17 protein-coding genes are annotated in these 17,340 nt (G+C 63.8%); 8 read left to right on the forward strand and 9 right to left on the reverse strand.

Going from position 1 to position 17,340, the window contains the following annotated elements; genetic code table 11:
- Positions 1-3: 3 nt before the first annotated feature.
- Positions 4-1,620 (forward strand): DNA polymerase III subunit gamma/tau, encoded by a 1,617-nt coding sequence (locus tag AC1DQK_RS12015; protein ID WP_477870709.1) that lies wholly within the window; start codon positions 4-6, stop codon positions 1,618-1,620.
- A complete protein-coding gene (locus AC1DQK_RS12020) occupies positions 1,617-1,955 on the forward strand; it encodes a YbaB/EbfC family nucleoid-associated protein (protein ID WP_477870711.1) in 339 nt (112 codons plus the stop codon). Before AC1DQK_RS12015 ends, AC1DQK_RS12020 begins: the two co-directional genes overlap by 4 nt.
- 65 nt (positions 1,956-2,020) lie before the next feature.
- Here the strand turns inward: AC1DQK_RS12020 and mtgA are convergent, their stop codons facing one another.
- Both mtgA and AC1DQK_RS12030 read right to left on the reverse strand, forming a co-directional pair.
- Positions 2,021-2,716, reverse strand: a complete 696-nt coding sequence (gene mtgA / locus AC1DQK_RS12025) for a monofunctional biosynthetic peptidoglycan transglycosylase (RefSeq protein WP_477870713.1) — start codon at positions 2,714-2,716, stop codon at positions 2,021-2,023.
- A 14-nt stretch (positions 2,717-2,730) separates the two neighbouring features.
- Positions 2,731-4,233, reverse strand: a complete 1,503-nt coding sequence (locus AC1DQK_RS12030; protein ID WP_477870715.1) for a hypothetical protein — start codon at positions 4,231-4,233, stop codon at positions 2,731-2,733.
- Between the two features lie 56 nt (positions 4,234-4,289).
- Between AC1DQK_RS12030 and AC1DQK_RS12035 the strand changes: the two genes are divergently transcribed.
- Complete coding sequence (locus AC1DQK_RS12035) at positions 4,290-5,084, forward strand: transporter (protein WP_477870717.1); 795 nt, start codon at positions 4,290-4,292, stop codon at positions 5,082-5,084.
- Here the strand turns inward: AC1DQK_RS12035 and AC1DQK_RS12040 are convergent.
- The 4 genes from AC1DQK_RS12040 to AC1DQK_RS12055 form a co-directional block, all read right to left on the reverse strand.
- Complete coding sequence (locus AC1DQK_RS12040; protein ID WP_477870719.1) at positions 5,055-6,425, reverse strand: AmpG family muropeptide MFS transporter; 1,371 nt, start codon at positions 6,423-6,425, stop codon at positions 5,055-5,057. The genes AC1DQK_RS12035 and AC1DQK_RS12040 overlap by 30 nt on opposite strands.
- Entirely contained in the window at positions 6,422-6,904 is a 483-nt protein-coding gene (locus tag AC1DQK_RS12045) for a hypothetical protein (protein ID WP_477870721.1), read from the reverse strand. Before AC1DQK_RS12045 ends, AC1DQK_RS12040 begins: the two co-directional genes overlap by 4 nt.
- On the reverse strand, positions 6,901-7,323 hold the full coding sequence (locus AC1DQK_RS12050) for a hypothetical protein (protein WP_477870723.1): 423 nt from the start codon (positions 7,321-7,323) through the stop codon (positions 6,901-6,903). Before AC1DQK_RS12050 ends, AC1DQK_RS12045 begins: the two co-directional genes overlap by 4 nt.
- A 372-nt stretch (positions 7,324-7,695) precedes the next feature.
- The gene (locus tag AC1DQK_RS12055; RefSeq protein ID WP_477870725.1) at positions 7,696-8,115 is read right to left on the reverse strand and encodes a response regulator; all 420 of its coding nucleotides are present in this window, start codon (positions 8,113-8,115) and stop codon (positions 7,696-7,698) included.
- A gap of 84 nt (positions 8,116-8,199) precedes the next feature.
- Here AC1DQK_RS12055 and AC1DQK_RS12060 point away from each other — a divergent pair, with 84 nt between their 5' ends.
- Positions 8,200-9,462 (forward strand): dicarboxylate/amino acid:cation symporter, encoded by a 1,263-nt coding sequence (locus AC1DQK_RS12060; protein ID WP_477870727.1) that lies wholly within the window; start codon positions 8,200-8,202, stop codon positions 9,460-9,462.
- Between the two features lie 11 nt (positions 9,463-9,473).
- Here the strand turns inward: AC1DQK_RS12060 and aguB are convergent, their stop codons facing one another.
- Genes aguB through AC1DQK_RS12075 form a run of 3 tightly spaced genes read right to left on the reverse strand, consistent with a single transcriptional unit; the run spans position 9,474 to position 11,665 of the window.
- Complete coding sequence (gene aguB, locus AC1DQK_RS12065) at positions 9,474-10,322, reverse strand: N-carbamoylputrescine amidase (protein WP_477870729.1); 849 nt, start codon at positions 10,320-10,322, stop codon at positions 9,474-9,476.
- Positions 10,323-10,331: 9 nt separating this feature from the next.
- The gene (locus AC1DQK_RS12070; protein WP_477870731.1) at positions 10,332-10,682 is read right to left on the reverse strand and encodes a DUF3147 family protein; all 351 of its coding nucleotides are present in this window, start codon (positions 10,680-10,682) and stop codon (positions 10,332-10,334) included.
- Positions 10,679-11,665 (reverse strand): agmatine deiminase family protein, encoded by a 987-nt coding sequence (locus tag AC1DQK_RS12075; RefSeq protein WP_477870872.1) that lies wholly within the window; start codon positions 11,663-11,665, stop codon positions 10,679-10,681. The genes AC1DQK_RS12070 and AC1DQK_RS12075 overlap by 4 nt, the downstream gene beginning before the upstream one ends.
- A gap of 155 nt (positions 11,666-11,820) precedes the next feature.
- Between AC1DQK_RS12075 and AC1DQK_RS12080 the strand changes: the two genes are divergently transcribed.
- The 4 genes from AC1DQK_RS12080 to AC1DQK_RS12095 all read left to right on the forward strand — a co-directional run bounded on the left by AC1DQK_RS12080 (position 11,821) and on the right by AC1DQK_RS12095 (position 17,248).
- Positions 11,821-12,849: an SDR family oxidoreductase gene (locus AC1DQK_RS12080; RefSeq protein WP_477870733.1), complete on the forward strand. Its 1,029-nt coding sequence runs from the start codon at positions 11,821-11,823 to the stop codon at positions 12,847-12,849.
- Positions 12,850-12,879: 30 nt separating this feature from the next.
- Positions 12,880-14,169 carry a nucleotide sugar dehydrogenase gene (locus tag AC1DQK_RS12085; protein WP_477870735.1) on the forward strand — a complete coding sequence of 430 codons (1,290 nt, stop codon included), beginning with the start codon at positions 12,880-12,882 and terminating at the stop codon, positions 14,167-14,169.
- Between the two features lie 2 nt (positions 14,170-14,171).
- Positions 14,172-15,854: a DUF6311 domain-containing protein gene (locus AC1DQK_RS12090; RefSeq protein WP_477870737.1), complete on the forward strand. Its 1,683-nt coding sequence runs from the start codon at positions 14,172-14,174 to the stop codon at positions 15,852-15,854.
- Positions 15,855-16,252: 398 nt separating this feature from the next.
- Positions 16,253-17,248 (forward strand): calcium-binding protein, encoded by a 996-nt coding sequence (locus AC1DQK_RS12095; protein WP_477870739.1) that lies wholly within the window; start codon positions 16,253-16,255, stop codon positions 17,246-17,248.
- Positions 17,249-17,340 lie beyond the last annotated feature (92 nt).

The following is a 17,340-nucleotide window of genomic DNA, read 5'->3' on the forward strand; positions in this document are numbered from 1 at the left end:
GCCATGTCCGAATCTCCGCAACCCTATCGCGTTCTCGCGCGCAAATATCGGCCGCAGAATTTCGGTGAGCTGATCGGCCAGGATGCCATGGTGACGACGCTCGGGAACGCGATCCGCCGCGAGCGGCTGGCGCATGCGTTCCTGCTCACCGGCGTGCGCGGTGTCGGCAAGACCTCGACGGCCCGGCTCATCGCCAAGGCGCTAAACTGCATTGGCGCGGATGGGCAGGGTGGCCCGACCATCGACCCCTGCGGCGTCTGCGAGCCATGCATCGCGATCGCCGAGGGACGGCATATCGACGTCGTTGAGATGGATGCGGCCAGCCACACCGGCATCGACGACGTGCGCGAGATCATCGAGGCGGTGCGCTATGCCTCGGTTTCGGCGCGCTACAAGATCTACATCATCGACGAAGTCCATATGCTGTCGAAGCCGGCCTTCAACGGGTTGCTCAAGACGCTCGAGGAACCGCCCGCCCATGTGAAGTTCCTGTTCGCCACGACCGAGGTGAACAAGGTGCCGATCACGGTGTTGTCGCGCTGCCAGCGCTTCGACCTTCGGCGAATCTCCGCGGACAAGCTCGCTGCGCACTTCGCGGCGGTTGTCGAGGCGGAAGGCGTCTCGGCCGAGGCCGAGGCGCTCGCGCTCATCGCCCGCGCCGCCGAAGGCTCGGCGCGCGACGGCCTGTCGATCCTCGACCAGGCGATTGCGCATGGCTCCGGCAAGGTGGAGGCGGCGCAGGTGCGCGACATGCTTGGCCTGTCCGACAGGGGCGCGATCCGGCGGCTGTTCGGCGAGATGCTCAAGGGCGATGCAGCGGCGGTGCTCGCAGGGATTCGCAGCCAGCACGAACTGGGGGTCGAGCCGGCGGCAATGCTGCACGGCCTGCTCGAGACCTGCCACGGCGTCACTCGCGCCAAGGTCGCCGGCACCGATGATCCGGCCCTTTCGGTCGAGGAGCGCGAAGCCTATGCGGAATGGGCCGGCAAGCTCGGCTTTGCGACCTTGCACCGGCTCTGGCAGTTGCTGCTCAAGGGCCATGGCGAGGTGCAGACGGCAACCATGCCGATCGAGGCGGCTGAAATGGCGCTGCTACGCGTCGTCCACGCCAGCCAGCTTCCCGATCCGGGTGAACTCGCGCGAAAGCTCGCCGCCGGCGAGCTGACCATGGGCACCGCCCCTGCGCCACCGGTCGTGCCCGCGCCACAGGCCGCACCCGTTCAGGCGGCGCTGCCGCCGATCATGTTGCCGGCTACGCCCGAGGAATTGCACGCGCTGCTCGAACCCAAGGCTGCGCTGCTCGCGCTTCAGTTCCACGATCATGCCCGGGTGGCCAAGCTTGCCGGCACGGAATTGCTGATCGCTGAAACCGAAAAGCTGAAGCCGGAGTTCTTCACCAATCTGGTCGCCGCGCTGAAGGATCTGACCGGCGAGCGCTGGACGGTCGGCACAGTACGTGAGGGCGGAGCGCCTTCGATGCGCGACCGGGAACTTGCAGAGGAGGATGCCGCGAGGGCAGCCATTCTTGATTCCGCGCTCGTGAGGGCTGCTCGCGAGGCCTTCCCCGATGCCGAGCTGATCGGCTACAGCGCGCGCCAACCACGGAGTCTCGCATCATGAAAAGTCTCGAGGAAATGATCGCCGCCGCCCAGAATGCGGCCCAGACGATCCAGGCGCAGATGGAGGAGGCCCAGGCCGGCCTAGACAAGCTCGAAGTGGAGGGCGCGGCCGGCGGCGGGCTGGTCAAGATCCGCGCCACTGCCAAGGGCCGGATCCTCGGCGTATCGATCGATGATTCGCTGATGGTCGCGTCCGAAAAGCAGATGCTCGAAGACCTGATCGCCGCCGCCCTCAACGACTGCCGCGGCAAAGCCGACGCGGCATCCAATGCAGAGATGCAGAAGATGACCCAGGGCCTGCCGCTGCCGGCCGGATTCAAGCTGCCGTTCAGCTGAGTTCGGCGGCATCGCCGAGGGGCTTGGAGCAACGCGGAATGCCGATGCGGATCAGGGACGGCCCGTCACCTCAGGCAGCTGTCCAGTTCGTAACGCCGCACCTGGCCGAGCCTGCGCTGGATCATATTGCCATAGCGGCGGGTGAAGCCGCTTGGCGCGACCGCCTCGCGCTTCTTCGGAAGCGGCAGCACCGCGGCGATGCGCGCGGCTTCCGCACGGCTGAGCCGCGACGCATCATGATGGAAATAGCGCATCGCTCCAGCATTGGCGCCATAGGTGCCGAGGCCGGTTTCCGCGACGTTGAGATAGACTTCCATGATCCGCTGCTTCGGCCATAGCGTCTCGATCAACAGGGTGAACCAGGCCTCGAGGGCTTTGCGCAGATAGCCGCCATTCTGCCACAGAAAGGCATTTTTTGCGGTCTGCTGGCTGATCGTGGAGCCGCCCCTGATCCGCCGCTCGCCTTGCAGATTGCTTTTGAGAGCGTTCTGCATCGCCTTGAAATCGAAACCGTGATGGCTGCAAAAATTGCCGTCCTCGGCGGCGATTGCGGCGCGCGCCATGTCGGGCGCTATCTCATCCAGCGGCATCCAGTCCTTGGCGATGCCGCGTCCGTCGATCGCATTCGACAGCATCGTGACGGTGACTGGCGGCGGCACGAAGCGATAGAGTCCCACCCAGGCGATCGAACCGATGACGAAGATGAGAAGGGCGCGGAGCAGCCAGCGTGTGGCGCGGCGGGCGAAGGTCTGTCGTGTCATGGCGCCAGCAGATATCAGCGGTCGGCGCGGACGATAAGTCCCGTGCTGGTGCGGATCACGCTCAATCGCGCCGCTTCGAGACCGTTGAGCCCCGTTGACTGCAGAGCGAGCCCGGGCTTGACGGTCTTATGCGGCACCTGCTCGATCCACAGCAGCGTAGGGCAGGGATTCTGTGCAGCCGTGAGGGGTGCGCCGGGGGATAGCAGGATCGGCGTAAAGCCATGCGCGCTGCCGAGGCGCTTGTAGCCCAGCGCGAATACCGGTTCCTCGCGCTGTGCGGCGCGCGAATGGCTGCCATCGTCGAGACGCCAGCCCGATGCGGCATAGACCTTCACCGCAGGGCAGCTGTCGACGATCCGGGCGATTTTCTTCGCTCCGGCCTGCCAGCCGCCATCGATGCCTATGAGCGCCAGGCCGACGAGGCTCGACAGTACCGCCACCCCTGCCAATACCGTCATCCACAAGCGCCGATCGGCGATCCTCGCTCCCGCCGATGCCATCAGGGCAGCTGTGAGAACGGCGATGTCGGCGGTGTTGCTGGCGGTGATGAGCCGACGCTGGGCGTCGATCTGGCTGATGGCGACAAGGGCCGCGGCCAGCGCCGCGCCGGTCAGGATGGCGAAGGCGGAGTCTTCCTTGGTCCAGCCCAGCCGTCCCAGCCAGGCGCCGGCGATCGCGATGGGATTATGGAGGACCGTCCCCGCGATCAGTGCAGCCAGGATCGCGCTGGAGGATCCTTCGCCCATCTCGATCCAGTTCTGGTAGAGATCGAAGCTCTCCTTCCAGGCGGGCGCCTGCCAGGAAATCATATAGACGACCGCAGCGATCGACAGGATGAGGGCGAGCAGCAGCATACGCGCCCAGCGCCGCAGGCCGCGCGCGATCGCGGCAAGCATGGTCGCCATCGCCAGCACGCCGCCGAACAGGGCGCCGCCATAATCGAGGGTGATTGCGGCGATCGTGGCGACGATGCCGAGCACCGCAAGCGGGCCATCGCGCCGGCTGGTATAATCCTGCTGGACGAAAAGGATATGCCGGGTCAGCACGATCTGCACCGCAAAGGCGGCAAGCTGCCAGAAATCGCCGCGGTAGATGCCGAAGGCCCTGATCGTGGCGGGTGCCGAGAGCATCAGGAGCAGGAAGAGCGCGTAGAACGGCGCCTGGTCGGGCAGGCGCTTCGCGAAGCGGCGAGCGGCGTAGCCGAGCAACAGCAGCACCGGCAGGTTCGAGGCGAGCCGGGCAATGGGGACCGAGCTGAAACCGACGGTCGACAACAGGGTGGCCCAGCCATCGAACAGCGGCGGCCGTATGTCCTGAATCCAGCGTTGCTCGATAAGACGGGTCGGGCCGACGGTGGGATCGGACAGGTAGAGCGTCCAATAGTCGTCGAGAGACGGGCCGGTCAGCAATGCCGAGGAGACGAGCGCAAGCATGACGATCGCGAGCGCGATCGTCGCAATATTCCTGATCGCCCGCGTCCCCCGACGCGCTTGCCCATCCCCCATCATGTCGCGCATCGTAACAGCGCGATCCGCCGCTGTCAGTGGTGCTCGTCACAGGATAAGGAATCGCCATGTTGGTACGCATCATCGCCGGATCGGTCTTGCTTTGGCTGTCGGTGCCGGCTGCGGCGGAGCTTCGCGACTATTGTCCCGACCGGCCGGGGCTCGGTACACCAGCCTGCACGATCGACCGCGGGCATGCCTCGATCGAGATCGGCGCGGCGGACTGGACGCTCCAGCGCGATGATGCGCAGAGAAGCGATCGGCTGATATTCGGCGATGTGCTGCTCCGCTACGGCATGGACGACAGGACGGAGATCCAGCTGGGCTGGACCAGCTTCGGGCACGAAGTGGACCGGGATCGGCTGACCGGCCTGCGTGCCCGGCGCAGCGGCATTGGCGATGCAAGCATCGCCCTGCGCCGGAACCTGCACAATCCGGACGGCTCCGGCTTTTCGGCGGCGTTGATGCCTTTTGCGACCTTGCCGACGGGGCGCCAGCCGTTCGGCGCTGGCGACTGGACGGCGGGGCTGCTAGTTCCCGTATCCTATGAGCTGGACGACAGGTTCAGCCTGTCCCTGACTCCCGAGATCGATGCGGCTGCCGACGAAGACGGCGATGGCCGCCATCTCGCTTATGGCGCTGTGGCCGGCATCGCGGCGAAACTCAGCGAGACGATCGGGGCAACCGTCGAATATGAAGCCACGCGAGATCGTGATCCGGGCGGCCATGCGACCGAGCAGCTTGCCGGCCTATCGCTAGGATGGCTGCCGCGCGCCGATGTGCAGCTCGACATCGGTGCCAATGCCGGGCTGCGGCATGCCGCGGACGTCGAGCTATATTTCGGCGTGTCGCGGCGATTCTGAGCCTGGCTCGGGGGCGGGTTCCTCTTCCCCTGCGCTGCCGATCGACTCGTCGATCAGCCCGGCGCGCATCATCAGCCAGAAGAGGGCAATGCCGGGCAGCGCCGCGACGGTGGTGATCAGGTAGAAGTTCACATAGCCTATCGACTCCAGCATCACGCCGGCGGTGGTACCGGTAAGGATCCGACCGACGACGCTCGCCGCGGCGGAGATCAGCGCATATTGCGCCGCAGTGAAGCGCAGGTCGCACAACGCCGAGAAATAGGCGACGACACAAACTCCGCCGATCCCGCTAGCGATATTCTCGAAGCCTATCGCGCCCGCCATCGCCCAGTTGCTGTGTCCTACAGCCGCCAGCGCCGCGAAGCTGAGGTTCGAGACCGCCATAAGCCACAGGCTGACAAGCACCGACCGCTTCATGCCAAGACGAGAATAGAAGATGCCGCCGATGAAGATGCCGATCAGGTAAGCCCAGAAGCCGAAGCCCACATCGTATATGGCGATCTCGTCATTGGTGTAGCCGAGGCTGTCGAACAGCAGCCGGAAGGTAAGGTTCGCCAGCGTGTCCCCGATCTTGTGGAGCAGGATGAACAGCAGCACGAGGGCGGCCCCGCGCCGCCGGAAAAATTCGAGCAGCGGCCCGACGATCGAAGCCAGGACCTCGCTGCGCGTCCGCCGCATCACCGGCTCGCGATGGCGCTTGGGTTCGCCCATGATCAGCGCCGCGATCATCGCCGGCAGCGCGAAGGCGGCACAGGCCATATAGGCGATGTTCCAGCCGGCGCGGTCGGCCAGCACCAAGGCCAGCGCGCCCGCCGCGGTCGAACCGATCCGCCAGCCATATTGCGACATGCCCGCGCCAACGCCGAGCTGGCGTGCTTCGAGCAGCTCGATCCGATAGGCGTCGATGATGATGTCGAAGGTCGCACCCGCCGCACCCACCAAGATCGCGGCGACCACGGTCTGCGACAGGCTGGCCCTGGGATCGACCAGGCCGAGATTCCATACCGCGGCGATCACCAGCGCGCCGATCACCAGCATCCACGAGACGCGCTGCCCCAGCCGGCCGATGACGGGAAGCCGCACGCCATCGACGATCCAGGCCCAGAGGAATTTGAGGTTGTAGACGAGGAAGGCGAGGGTGAAGGCGGTCACCACCTTCTTGTCGATCCCATCCTGCGCGAGCCGCGTCGTCAGCGTCGCGCCGATCATCGCATAGGGGAAGCCCGAGCTGATGCCGAGGAACAGCGCGGCGAGCGGTGCCGGCTCGGTATAGGGCCTGATGGCCGCGATGATGCTCTTTTCCCCAACGGCACCGCCGTCATCCGCTGCTGCACTGTTCATGGGTCGAGCATAGCGTGGCGTTCCCAAGAGAAAAGAGGTGGCGTCTTATCGCCAGATGCACGCGCCACATAAGCGGTGCAGAGCTCGGTCCGGATGTCCGGCTGCAAAAAAGGGCCAGTGCCCGCGCAGACCTGTTGCTGGCTCTTCAAGACGAAGCTCGGCGTCATCCGCTTTACGATCTTGCTGATCGGAATTTCGCAATCGCAGTCATCCGGACTGCAGAAGTCTTTCGGGTCGAGAATGACGGGATCAGGGTGATCCCGGGTTGCTACAAAGATGGCATCATGGGTCTTCCAACAGTTCCTGCTTCCAAAATAAAGGCCTGGGGTGATTTTCTCTAATTGGACCGGCGTAGGGAAATCTCGCTCGTGTAGGTCCATCAGCACGCTTTCATTGGTGTCATTCGGTGCGATCACCGGCATATCATCGCAGCCAGTCAGCAAGAACGGCAGTAGCAGAAGGGCGCGCAGCTTTCTCATTTATGGCTGGCCTTTTCGCGATGTTTCCATTCGCTGAAATCATCGGCCTCCTGTTCATAAGGATTTCGCTCACCTGTCAGACGCTGTCGAACGAGATAGCGAATATAATCTGCAACGAAGGTCGGGTGATAATATTGATAACTATGGCCACTTTCATGCTCCGCCGTGGTCGCGGAAGTATCCTTCTCGTCATAGCGTTTGTTGAGATCGCCCGCCTGACTTCCCGGCCCATGGAGAACAGCATTGCCAAGCGTAAATGCGCGGTTCTTCTCGCCGAGATAGCCGCTTTCAAATTGAATGCCGTTGTCCTGTACCGAAACGCCAGCGCGCTTGTCGCCCATTGCCTTCGCCAGCAAGACATTGCCGCCTCCAACCAGACTGCCGGCTACCGTAAAGGGAGAGGCGTAAACCTTCCCCATAGCATCGGTGAAGCGAGAGCGCAGGCTTCATCGAGGTGACGCGGTTGGCACGATCCGTCCAGTCGGAACGGGGGTCTCTCGGTTCCGTCTTCAGAAGGGAAGGCCCTGCTGCCGGTCTGCGGGATTGACCAAAAAGCGCGTGCAGCATGCGATCGACCGCTGGATCGGGATGTGATCGGGGTGGACTGTCAAATCGCGGGAAGGAATATTTTCCGAGCACCTGTCGATTTCGTGGTGGTGCGGATTTTTGATCGGCCATGCTCAACTTTTCCCTTCTCGAACATCGTGGGGAATTGTTGGTCCGCTAACCGGAAACATGATCCATGGCAAGAACAAAAGCGGAACATTACAGCAATCGCTTCGCCGACCTCTTCACCCGTACAGCGTCAGAACCTTCGGCACGCGCTTGGGCTTGTCGCCGTCGAGATGGGCCGCCACCGCCTCAATCGCGAGCTTGAGGTCTTTCTGCGTATAAGGCTTGGCGATGCAGCCGATCGCGATCTCGCGCGCGTCGATCGGGCAGGTTGCGGTGACGAACAGCAGCGGGATGCCGGCTGCCCGCGCCGTCAGCGCCACGTCGCGGCCGTCGCTGTCGTTGAGTTTCACGTCGCACAGCACCAGGTCGATGCCGCCCTCGGCGATGAGCGCCTGTGCGGCCGGCGCGTTGTCGATGGTCGCGACAACGGTATAACCATGGGTCGTCAGGAAATGTTCGTTGTCGAAAGCGACCAGCGGCTCGTCCTCGACGATCAGCAGCTTTTCGATCCTGCGCTCTCCTCGCCCGAACAGCATCACCTCTCCCCCATCCGCGCGGCCGGCACTTGACCGCGCCCCGCTTTGGCCCGACCACGATCGATATCTTGTTCGGAGACGCCCGTGGCCAAGCGCCTCACCCTCTACATATTGTTCGCGATGATCGCCGGTATCGCGGTGGGCATTACGCTCAACGCGATGATCGCCGATCCCGCTACCCTGACAAACGTCACGGGCTATATTTCGATCCTTACCGATGTGTTCCTGCGACTGATCAAGATGATCATTGCCCCGCTCGTATTCGCCACGCTGGTTTCGGGCATAGCGCATATGGGCGACACGGCCGCTCTCGGCCGCGTTGGCGCTCGCTCGATCGGCTGGTTCCTGGGCGCGAGCCTGTTGTCGCTGACGCTCGGGCTGATCATGGTCAACCTGCTGCAACCGGGCCTCGGCGCCGATCTGGTGCTGCCGCCGGCAAACGCCAGCGCCGGGCTCGCCCAGACCGATTTTTCGCTCAAGGATTTCGTCACCCATCTGGTGCCCAAAAGCTTCTTCGAGGCGATGGCGAACAATGAAATCCTGCAGATCGTGGTCTTCTCAGTCTTTACGGGCGTCGCCATCACCGCGATCGGCGAACGCGGTGCGCCGCTGCTGCGCGGGATCGAGGCGCTGGCGCAGGTGATGCTCCAGATCACCGACTATGTGATGCGCTTCGCCCCCTTCGCGGTGTTCGCGGCGGTCACCACCGCGCTCGCCGAACAGGGCCCGATGATCCTGATCAGCTTCGGTAAGTTCATGGGCAGCTTCTACCTGGCCATGATCACGCTGTGGATCATCCTGCTGGGCCTGTGCTTCCTGTTCGTCGGCGGGCGATCGAAGCTGCTGATCCGCTATATCCGCGAACCGATCCTGCTCGCTTTCAGCACGGCCTCGTCGGAGGCTGCGTTCCCGCGCACGCTGGAGGCGCTCGACCGCTTCGGCGTGCCGCGGCGGATTGCCAGCTTCGTGCTGCCGCTCGGCTATTCGTTCAATCTCGACGGGTCGATGATCTACTGCACCTTCGCGACGATGTTCATCGCCCAGGCTTATGGCATCGAACTCACGATCGGGCACCAGATCACCATGCTGCTGATCCTGATGGTGACGTCGAAAGGCATGGCCGGCGTGCCGCGCGCCAGCCTTGTGGTGATCGCCTCGACGCTCGCCTTCTTCAACATTCCCGAGGGCGGGTTGCTGCTGATCCTGGCGGTCGATCACTTCCTCGACATGGGCCGCTCGGCCACCAACGTCGTGGGTAATGCGGTCGCCAGCGTTATCGTGGCGAAATGGGAAGGCGGACTCGACATGGTGGAGCCCGCCGAGATCGAACCGCCCCACGCACCCTGAACGGTGTGCTTTCAGATATCCTGCGTCAACCGGCCATATAGTTCGGGCCGCCTGTCGCGGAAGAAGCCGAAGGCTGCGCGATGCCGCTTGGCGAGATCGATGTCGAGCGTCGCCACCAACGCGCCGGTCTCCTCGCGGCCATATTCGGCAAGCAGGTCCCCGCGTTCGTCGCAGATGAAGCTGTGGCCGTAAAAGGTCTGTCCGTTCTCGGTGCCGATCCGGTTCGCGGCGACGATGGGCACGACGTTGGACACGGCATGGCCGATCATCGCGCGGCGCCACAGCCGGCTGGTATCGAGATCGGGATCATGCGGTTCGTTGCCGATCGCGGTCGGGTAGAACAGGACCTCGGCGCCCATCAGCATCATCGCGCGTGCGGTTTCCGGATACCATTGGTCCCAGCAGATGCCGATACCCAGCGTCGTGCCCTGCGCCGGCCACACCTTGAAGCCGCTATTGCCGGGGCGGAAATAGAATTTCTCCTCATAGCCCGGGCCATCGGGGATATGGCTCTTGCGATAGACACCCATGATCCGGCCATCAGGATCGATCATCGCCAGGCTGTTATAATGGTGCGGCCCATCGGCTTCGAAAAAGCTCGTCGGGATATGGATCTTCAGTTCCGCCGCCAGCGCCTGCATCGCGATGACCGACTTGTGCCCGGTGGTGGGCCGGGCGCGGGCGAACAGCCCTTCGTCCTCGACCTGGCAGAAATAATGGCCTTCGAACAGTTCGGGCGGCAGCACGACCTTCGCGCCGCGTTTCGCGGCATCGCGGACGAGCTTCGATACCTCGGCGATGTTCGCATCGATGTCGTCGCTCAAGGCGAGCTGCAGCGCGGCGACGGTGATCTCGGTCATCTCATTTCCTTACAAGCGGACGCCGAAGCGCGCCGCGATGACGACGGTCAGCAGATAGAGAAGCATCGTCAGGACGCAACCAGCGGCCAGCGAAAGCCAGAACGAACTGCCATGGCGGAGCATCCATGGCATCAGGAGGAACATCGGCATCGACGGCACTATGTACCAGAAAGTCGCCTTCGCCTGCTCGGCCAAGCGGGACGCGTCATGCGTGTCATGCCAAAGCCATATCATCGCGAACACCGAGATCAGGGGCAGCGAGGCTATCAGCGCGCCCGCTGCGGGATTCCGGCGGGCGACAAGCGCGACCGACGCTATGATCAGCCCCGACAGCGCTGCGCGGATCAGGAGGGTGGTCATGCCGCGGGGATTTGCTGGCTGATGCAATGGAAGCTGCCGCCGCCGGTCAGGATATGATCGGCGCGGAAGCCCACGACGCTGCGCGTCGGAAACAGCCCGGCGATGGCTTCGACCGCGGCATCGTCATTGGCGGCGCCATAGAGCGGCACGACGACCGTCGCATTGCCGATGTAGAAGTTCATGTAGGACGCCGGGATGATCTCGCCGTCGCGCTCGACCGCGCCAGGCGAGGGGATCGCGATCACCCGCAGTCCGAACGCCTCGGCGCGGGTCTTTGCATCGACATAGACGGCGGCATTGGGATCGTCGGCGCCGGCCGGCACGGGAATCGCGACGACGCCCTCGGCGACGAAGCGCGCAAGATTGTCGATATGGCCATCGGTATGGTCATTGGCGAGCCCGTCTCCCAGCCATAGCAGCCGGTCGACGCCGAGCCCTTCTGCAAGCCGCGTCTCGATCGCGGCCTTGTCGAGGCCGGGGTTGCGGTTCGGGTTGAGCAGGCACTGCTCGGTCGTCACGCCCAGGCCGCTGCCGTCGATATCGATCGCGCCACCTTCGAAGATCCAGTCGCCGCGGCGAAGTGCGTGGCCCGATCGCGCTGCGAGCCGGGCGCCGATGCTCTCGTCGCCGGCCAGCTGATATTTGCCCCCCCACCAGTTGAAGCCGAAATCGGTCGCGGCGCGTCCGCGCGGCCCGGTAACGATGATCGGCGCGGTATCGCGCAACCAGATATCGCCGAAAGGCTCGATGATCACATCGGCCGCTTCCCCGACCAGTTCTCGGGCGCGATCGGCCGACGCCGCGTCCGCGGCCACCAGGATGACCCGCTCGCCCCGCCCGCCGGCATGGACGGCGCGGGCAAACTCGATCACCTCGCCCCGCGCAGGCTCGAGATCGTCCTCCCAAAGTTCGGGATGGCTGGGGAAGCCGATCCAGACGGCTTCGTGCGGGGTCCATTCGGCGGGTTGGCGATAGTCGGTCATGCGCGCCAGATAGCTACCGCGCATGACGGATCAAAGGACGATTTGTCGCGAAGCCGCGATATCGCTGGCTGCCGGGGCGAAAACCGGCCTTTGCCGGGCGCCTCAAGGGTCGATGACCAATTCCCGTACTCCGAAAGTTCGGCTACGCCGTGGTCATGACGATGGATCTCCAGCAGGCGCTTGCGTCGCGTTCCGCGCAGTGGCTCGTGACCGGGGCGGCTGGTTTCATTGGGTCTCACCTCGTAGAAACCTTGCTCGGGGCCGGGCAGAAGGTGCGTGCGCTCGATAATTTCGCGACAGGGCATCGCAGCAACCTCCGAGATGTCCAAGACCGGGTCGGCGCAGCGGCATGGACCGATTTCGACTTCATCGAAGGCGACATTCGCGATCGCGCAACTTGCGCGCGCGCTGTCGACGGCGTCGATCATGTCCTCCACCAGGCGGCTCTCGGCTCGGTTCCGCGTTCGCTGGCGGATCCGCTGACCACGCACGACGTCAACGCCACCGGCTTCGTCAACATGCTCGATGCCGCGCGGCTCGGCGGGGTGAAGCGCTTCGTCTATGCCTCGTCGAGTTCGGTCTATGGCGACGAGCCGAACCTTCCCAAGGTGGAGGATCGGCTCGGGCGGGTGCTGTCACCCTATGCGCTGACCAAGCTCAACAACGAACTCCACGCCCAGGTCTATCGGCGGGCTTATGGATTCGGCTCGGTGGGCCTGCGCTATTTCAACGTCTTCGGGCCGCGGCAGGATCCGAATGGCGCCTATGCCGCAGTTATTCCCCGCTGGACCGCCGCGATGATCGCGGGCGACGATGTCGTCATCAACGGCGACGGGGAGACGAGCCGCGATTTCTGCTATGTCGCCAATGCGGTCCAGGCCAATGTGCGAAGCGCATTGTTCGGACCGGTCGGCGAAGCGGCGCTCCTGAACGTCGCGGTCGGAGAGCGGACCAGCCTCAACCAGTTGTTCGGATATTTGCGCGATGGGCTGGCCGAGCGCGGCGTGGGCTATGATCGCGCGCCGGTCCATGCGGCATTTCGGGCCGGCGATGTCCGGCATTCGCTGGCCGATACGAGTGCCGCCCGGGAAATGATCGGCTACCAGCCCAGCCATGGCATCGCCGAAGGTTTAGCCGAGGCATTGCCTTGGTATATGCAGACCGCCACAGTGGGCGCGCCATAGCCGGGCTTGGCGAGCGGGGGACGAAGGCTTGTGAGTAGCGAAGAGCGCGTAAAGGGCGGCAGCCGCGTTGCGGTAATTGGTCTGGGCTATGTCGGCCTGCCGTTGGCGGTGGCGCTGGCTCGCCATTTTTCCGCCGTCGGCATCGACATCGACGATGGTCGGGTCGGCGAATTGCGCAGCGGGCATGATCGCACCAATGAGTTGACCGGCGAACAGCTGGCGGCATCGTCGCTCGAACTGTCGACCGATATCGAGGCAGCGGCGGATGCGGACGTGTTCATCGTCACCGTGCCGACGCCGGTCGACCATGCCAACCGGCCCGATCTCGGCCCGGTGATGTCGGCGACGCGCAGCCTGTCGAAGGTATTGAAGCCGGGCAGGGGCACGATCATCGTCTATGAGAGTACCGTCTATCCAGGCGTGACCGAGGATCTGTGCGGTCCGGAGATCGAGAAGCTGGCGGGGCTCAAGCGCGGTGTCGACTTCTTCCTCGGCTACAGCCCCGAGCGGATCAATCCCGGCGACCGCGAGCATACCGTCGATCGCATCACCAAGGTGGTCGCGGGCGAAAATCCGGAGGTGCTCGACAAGCTCTGCGCAATCTATGGGGCCGTGACCACCGGCGGCACCTTCCGCGCAGCGTCGATCAAGGTCGCCGAGGCGGCCAAGGTGATCGAGAATGCGCAGCGCGACATCAACATCGCCTTCGTCAACGAGATCACCCAGATCTTCGGCAAGATCGACATCTCGATCTGGGATGTGCTCGCCGCGGCCGGCACCAAGTGGAATTTCCTGCGCTTCGTGCCGGGGCTGGTCGGCGGGCACTGCATTGGCGTCGATCCTTATTATCTGAGCTATCTGGCGCAGCAGCTCGGCCATTATCCGCGTGTCATCCTTGCGGGCCGCGGCATCAACGACGGCATGGGCGCCTGGATAGCCGATCAGATCCACGAACGGATCGGCAACGGCTCACGGGTGCTAATGCTGGGCCTGACCTTCAAGGAGAATGTGCCCGACCTGCGCAACTCGCGGGTGATCGACGTGGTGCGCCGGTTGGAATGGCTGCGCCACGAGGTCGTGATCCACGACCCACTCGCCGATCCCGCCGAGGCCGAGCATGAATATGGCGTGACGCTCGCCGGCGATGCGCTTGATGGCCGCTACGATGTGGTTGTCGGGGCGGTATCGCACGCTGCCTATGCCGGCCTGCCGGCGGCGACGCTGGCCGGTCTCGTGAACGACGGCGGGCTGGTTGCGGATCTCAAGGGGATGTGGAGCGGCCTCGACCTTCCCGAGCCCGTGCGGCGCTGGTCGCTCTGATCTTGGCCCGCCGCGCCGAGCTTGGCCTGGCTCTGCTGTTCGGGCTCGCCGCCTTCCTGCTTGTTGTCGGCCCGGCGCCGCTCGATCCCACCAATATCGCCTGGCTGTCCGAGAGCGATGCTGCGACCAACTATCTGGGCTGGGCATTTTATCGGGCAGCCCCGTGGAGTTGGCCACCCGCCGCGAACCCGGCCTATGGGCTCGATATCGCTGGCAGCGTGATGATGGCGGATGCCAACCCGCTGCTGGCGATGCCGTTCAAGCTGCTATCGTCGCTGCTGCCGACGCCGTTCCAATATTTCGGATTGTGGCTGCTTGCCTGCTTTCTGCTTCAGGCGACGTTCGGGCACGCCATTGCCGCGCGGTTCAGCGGATATGTCGAACAAAGGCTTGCGGTTACTGCGCTTTTCCTGTTCGCTCCATGCTTCCTGATCCGCATCGCCACGCCGGCCATGTTTCATATGACATTGTGCGGGCAATGGCAGATACTGGCAGCATTGTGGCTTTATCTGTCGCCTGATTTACCGCGCCGCGCGGTGAAGTGGACAACGCTTCTCACCTTGTCGGTGCTGACCCATCCCTATCTGCTGGCGGCTGTGGCGCTGATCTGGCTGGCCGATCTTTTCCGCCTCTTGCTCGCGCGAGCCCGGCCAACGAGCAGGGGCCTGATTGAAAGCGCGATGGCGTTGTTCGCTATGGTCGCCGCCGCGAAATTGTCCGGAGTCTTCTGGCTGGCGCGGCCGGCGAACGCCGTTGCGCAGACAGCGACCGGGCGGCTCGGCCTGAGGAGCTATGGGGAATGGGGCTTCGGCTATTACAAGGCCAATCTTCTCTCGCCGTTCGATCCCGAGAACTGGTCGTGGTTGCTGCCCGATTTGCCCTCCAATCCCGGCGAAATCGAAGGCTTTGCCTTTCTGGGCCTCGGCGTGCTGCTGCTGCTCGCCACGGCCATCCCCCTTGCGCGGCAGGCATGGCTCGAATCACGGAATGCCCGCGAGCATGTGCCGCTGGTTCTTGTCCTTGCTGGACTGATGCTGTTCGCGGTGACGCCGAATGTCGCGGTCGGCACGCACGTCTTGCATGTGCCGTGGCCGGCACCGCTGCTTGGCATCGGCAATCTGTTCCGCAGCAGCGGGCGTTTTGTCTGGCCGCTGGTTTATTGTGCCATGGCGGTCATCTGCTGGACAGTTGCGCGAGGCTTGGGCCGGCGGGCTGGTTCGGCGCTGCTCCTTGTCGCGGCGCTGCTTCAGATCGCCGATAGCAGCGCCGGCTGGCGCGCTTACGCCACGACCTTCGCGCGTCATGGCCGACATTGGCCCAATGCTCTCACCTCTTCATTCTGGCGCGCTGCAGGCCATCGCTACACATCGGTGAGGCTGATCGTCCCGCGCAACCGCTTTCCGGACTATCGCGAGGTTGATAACTGGGCGCTTGCGAACGGCATGACGACAGACCTTGTTTACCTGGCGCGCTATGACGCCGCGGCGCTGGAAGCGGTTACGCGCCAGCGAGTATCCGAATTGCGCCATGGCAGGCTCTCGCCCGACACTCTGTGGATCACCGACGGTGTCGCTGCCGATGCCCTTGCGCGGATGCCACGGCGGATCGGTGACCGGATAGGCATCATCGACGGCATCCCGATCTTTGCACCTGCATTCGGGGACGAAGCCAGCCTTCAGGACTGAGGCGCGCGCCCTGGGCGATGCCGTCCTCATGTTCTCGCTAAAGGCCCGATCACGTCGCGACAGTAACGACCGGCTACCGCAATTTCGCGGAGCGGGCGCCGCTGGTATTGTTGCAGGATTACGGACTACCCCGTGCGAGCGCTGGCCTCGTGATGTCCAGCGGCTATCCTTTGCCGAAGAGGGGCCGGACAGGCGGAGAGGATATAGTCCACTCGGCCTCTCCCCGATTTTTTGAGGGCGCGCGCTCGGCGGCGGCTGGCGGCCGACACAGGGAGGAATAGCAAATGGCACAGTTCACTGGTGGCACGGTAACCGCGGTGCGCCTCGATCAACTGGCCGTCGGGGACCTTCTCGACGCCGATGTGCTCTCCAGTTCGAGCACGTCGCTGAGGCTCGATATGGGCGATGGCGAAATCGACACATTCACGGGTGTCGGCTTCACCTTTGGTAGCGGCGGAGAACCCACAGGCGGGACGATCACCGGCATCAACGTCTCGGTGAACGGCAGCGCGACCCTGGACATAACCGGCCTCTCCACGAGCGCTACGCAGTTCTATTCATTCTTGCCGAACAACGACAATGCGGGGGTATTGAACCTTGTCCTGTCGGGTAACGACAACATGAATGGCTCGTCTTTCGACGATCTGTTGGTGGGGCTCGGCGGCCACGACAATCTGTACGGCCTGGCAGGATCGGACACGCTATCCGGCGGAGCAGGCAACGACCATCTTTACGGGCAATCGGCCAATGGCGGCAACGACGGCGCCGACAAGATTTCCGGGGACGACGGAAGCGATTATCTGCAAGGCAATGCCGGTAACGATACGCTGGACGGAGGAGAGGGCTCCGACAGGATCAATGGCGGCGCCAATGAGGATGCGATTGTCGGCGGCGGCGGCAACGATACCGTCAACGGCAATCTCGGCAATGATGTTATCGACGGAGGGCTCGGCAACGATTCTCTGCGCGGCGGTCGAGGTAACGACTCGATCGTCGGCGGTGAGGGAAACGATGTGATCAGCGGCGACCTCGGCGTTGATAATCTCACCGGGGGCGCCGGCGTGGACTATTTCATCTTCGGCGGGAACTCTGCCAAATTCGAGAGCGCGTCAGCCGATGTCATCAGCGACTTCCAGGATGGTGCCGATCGACTGCACGTCGGGTATAACCCGGTGGCCATCCTGACCGGATCGGTGCAATCCTCTTTCACCGCTGCGGCCGCCGCGGCACAGCAACTTTTCAACGGGCACGCTGGCGATGGCGAAGTGGCCGCGTTGGCGGTCGGGAACGATACCTTCCTTTTCTATTCGAGTACGGGCAACGGCACGGCAGATTCGGCGATCCAGATCGCCAACCTGGCGCCGGGCGCGGTGACGGCCTCCGATTTCATATAGATCAGGATCGCATGCACGGCCATCTAGTCTCGAATAGACCGGATAGCGATCCCGAAGCTATCTATCTTTAAAATAAATACGGGCGAATAGTG

It is taken from the genome of Rhizorhabdus sp. P4_G5, assembly GCF_056401065.1.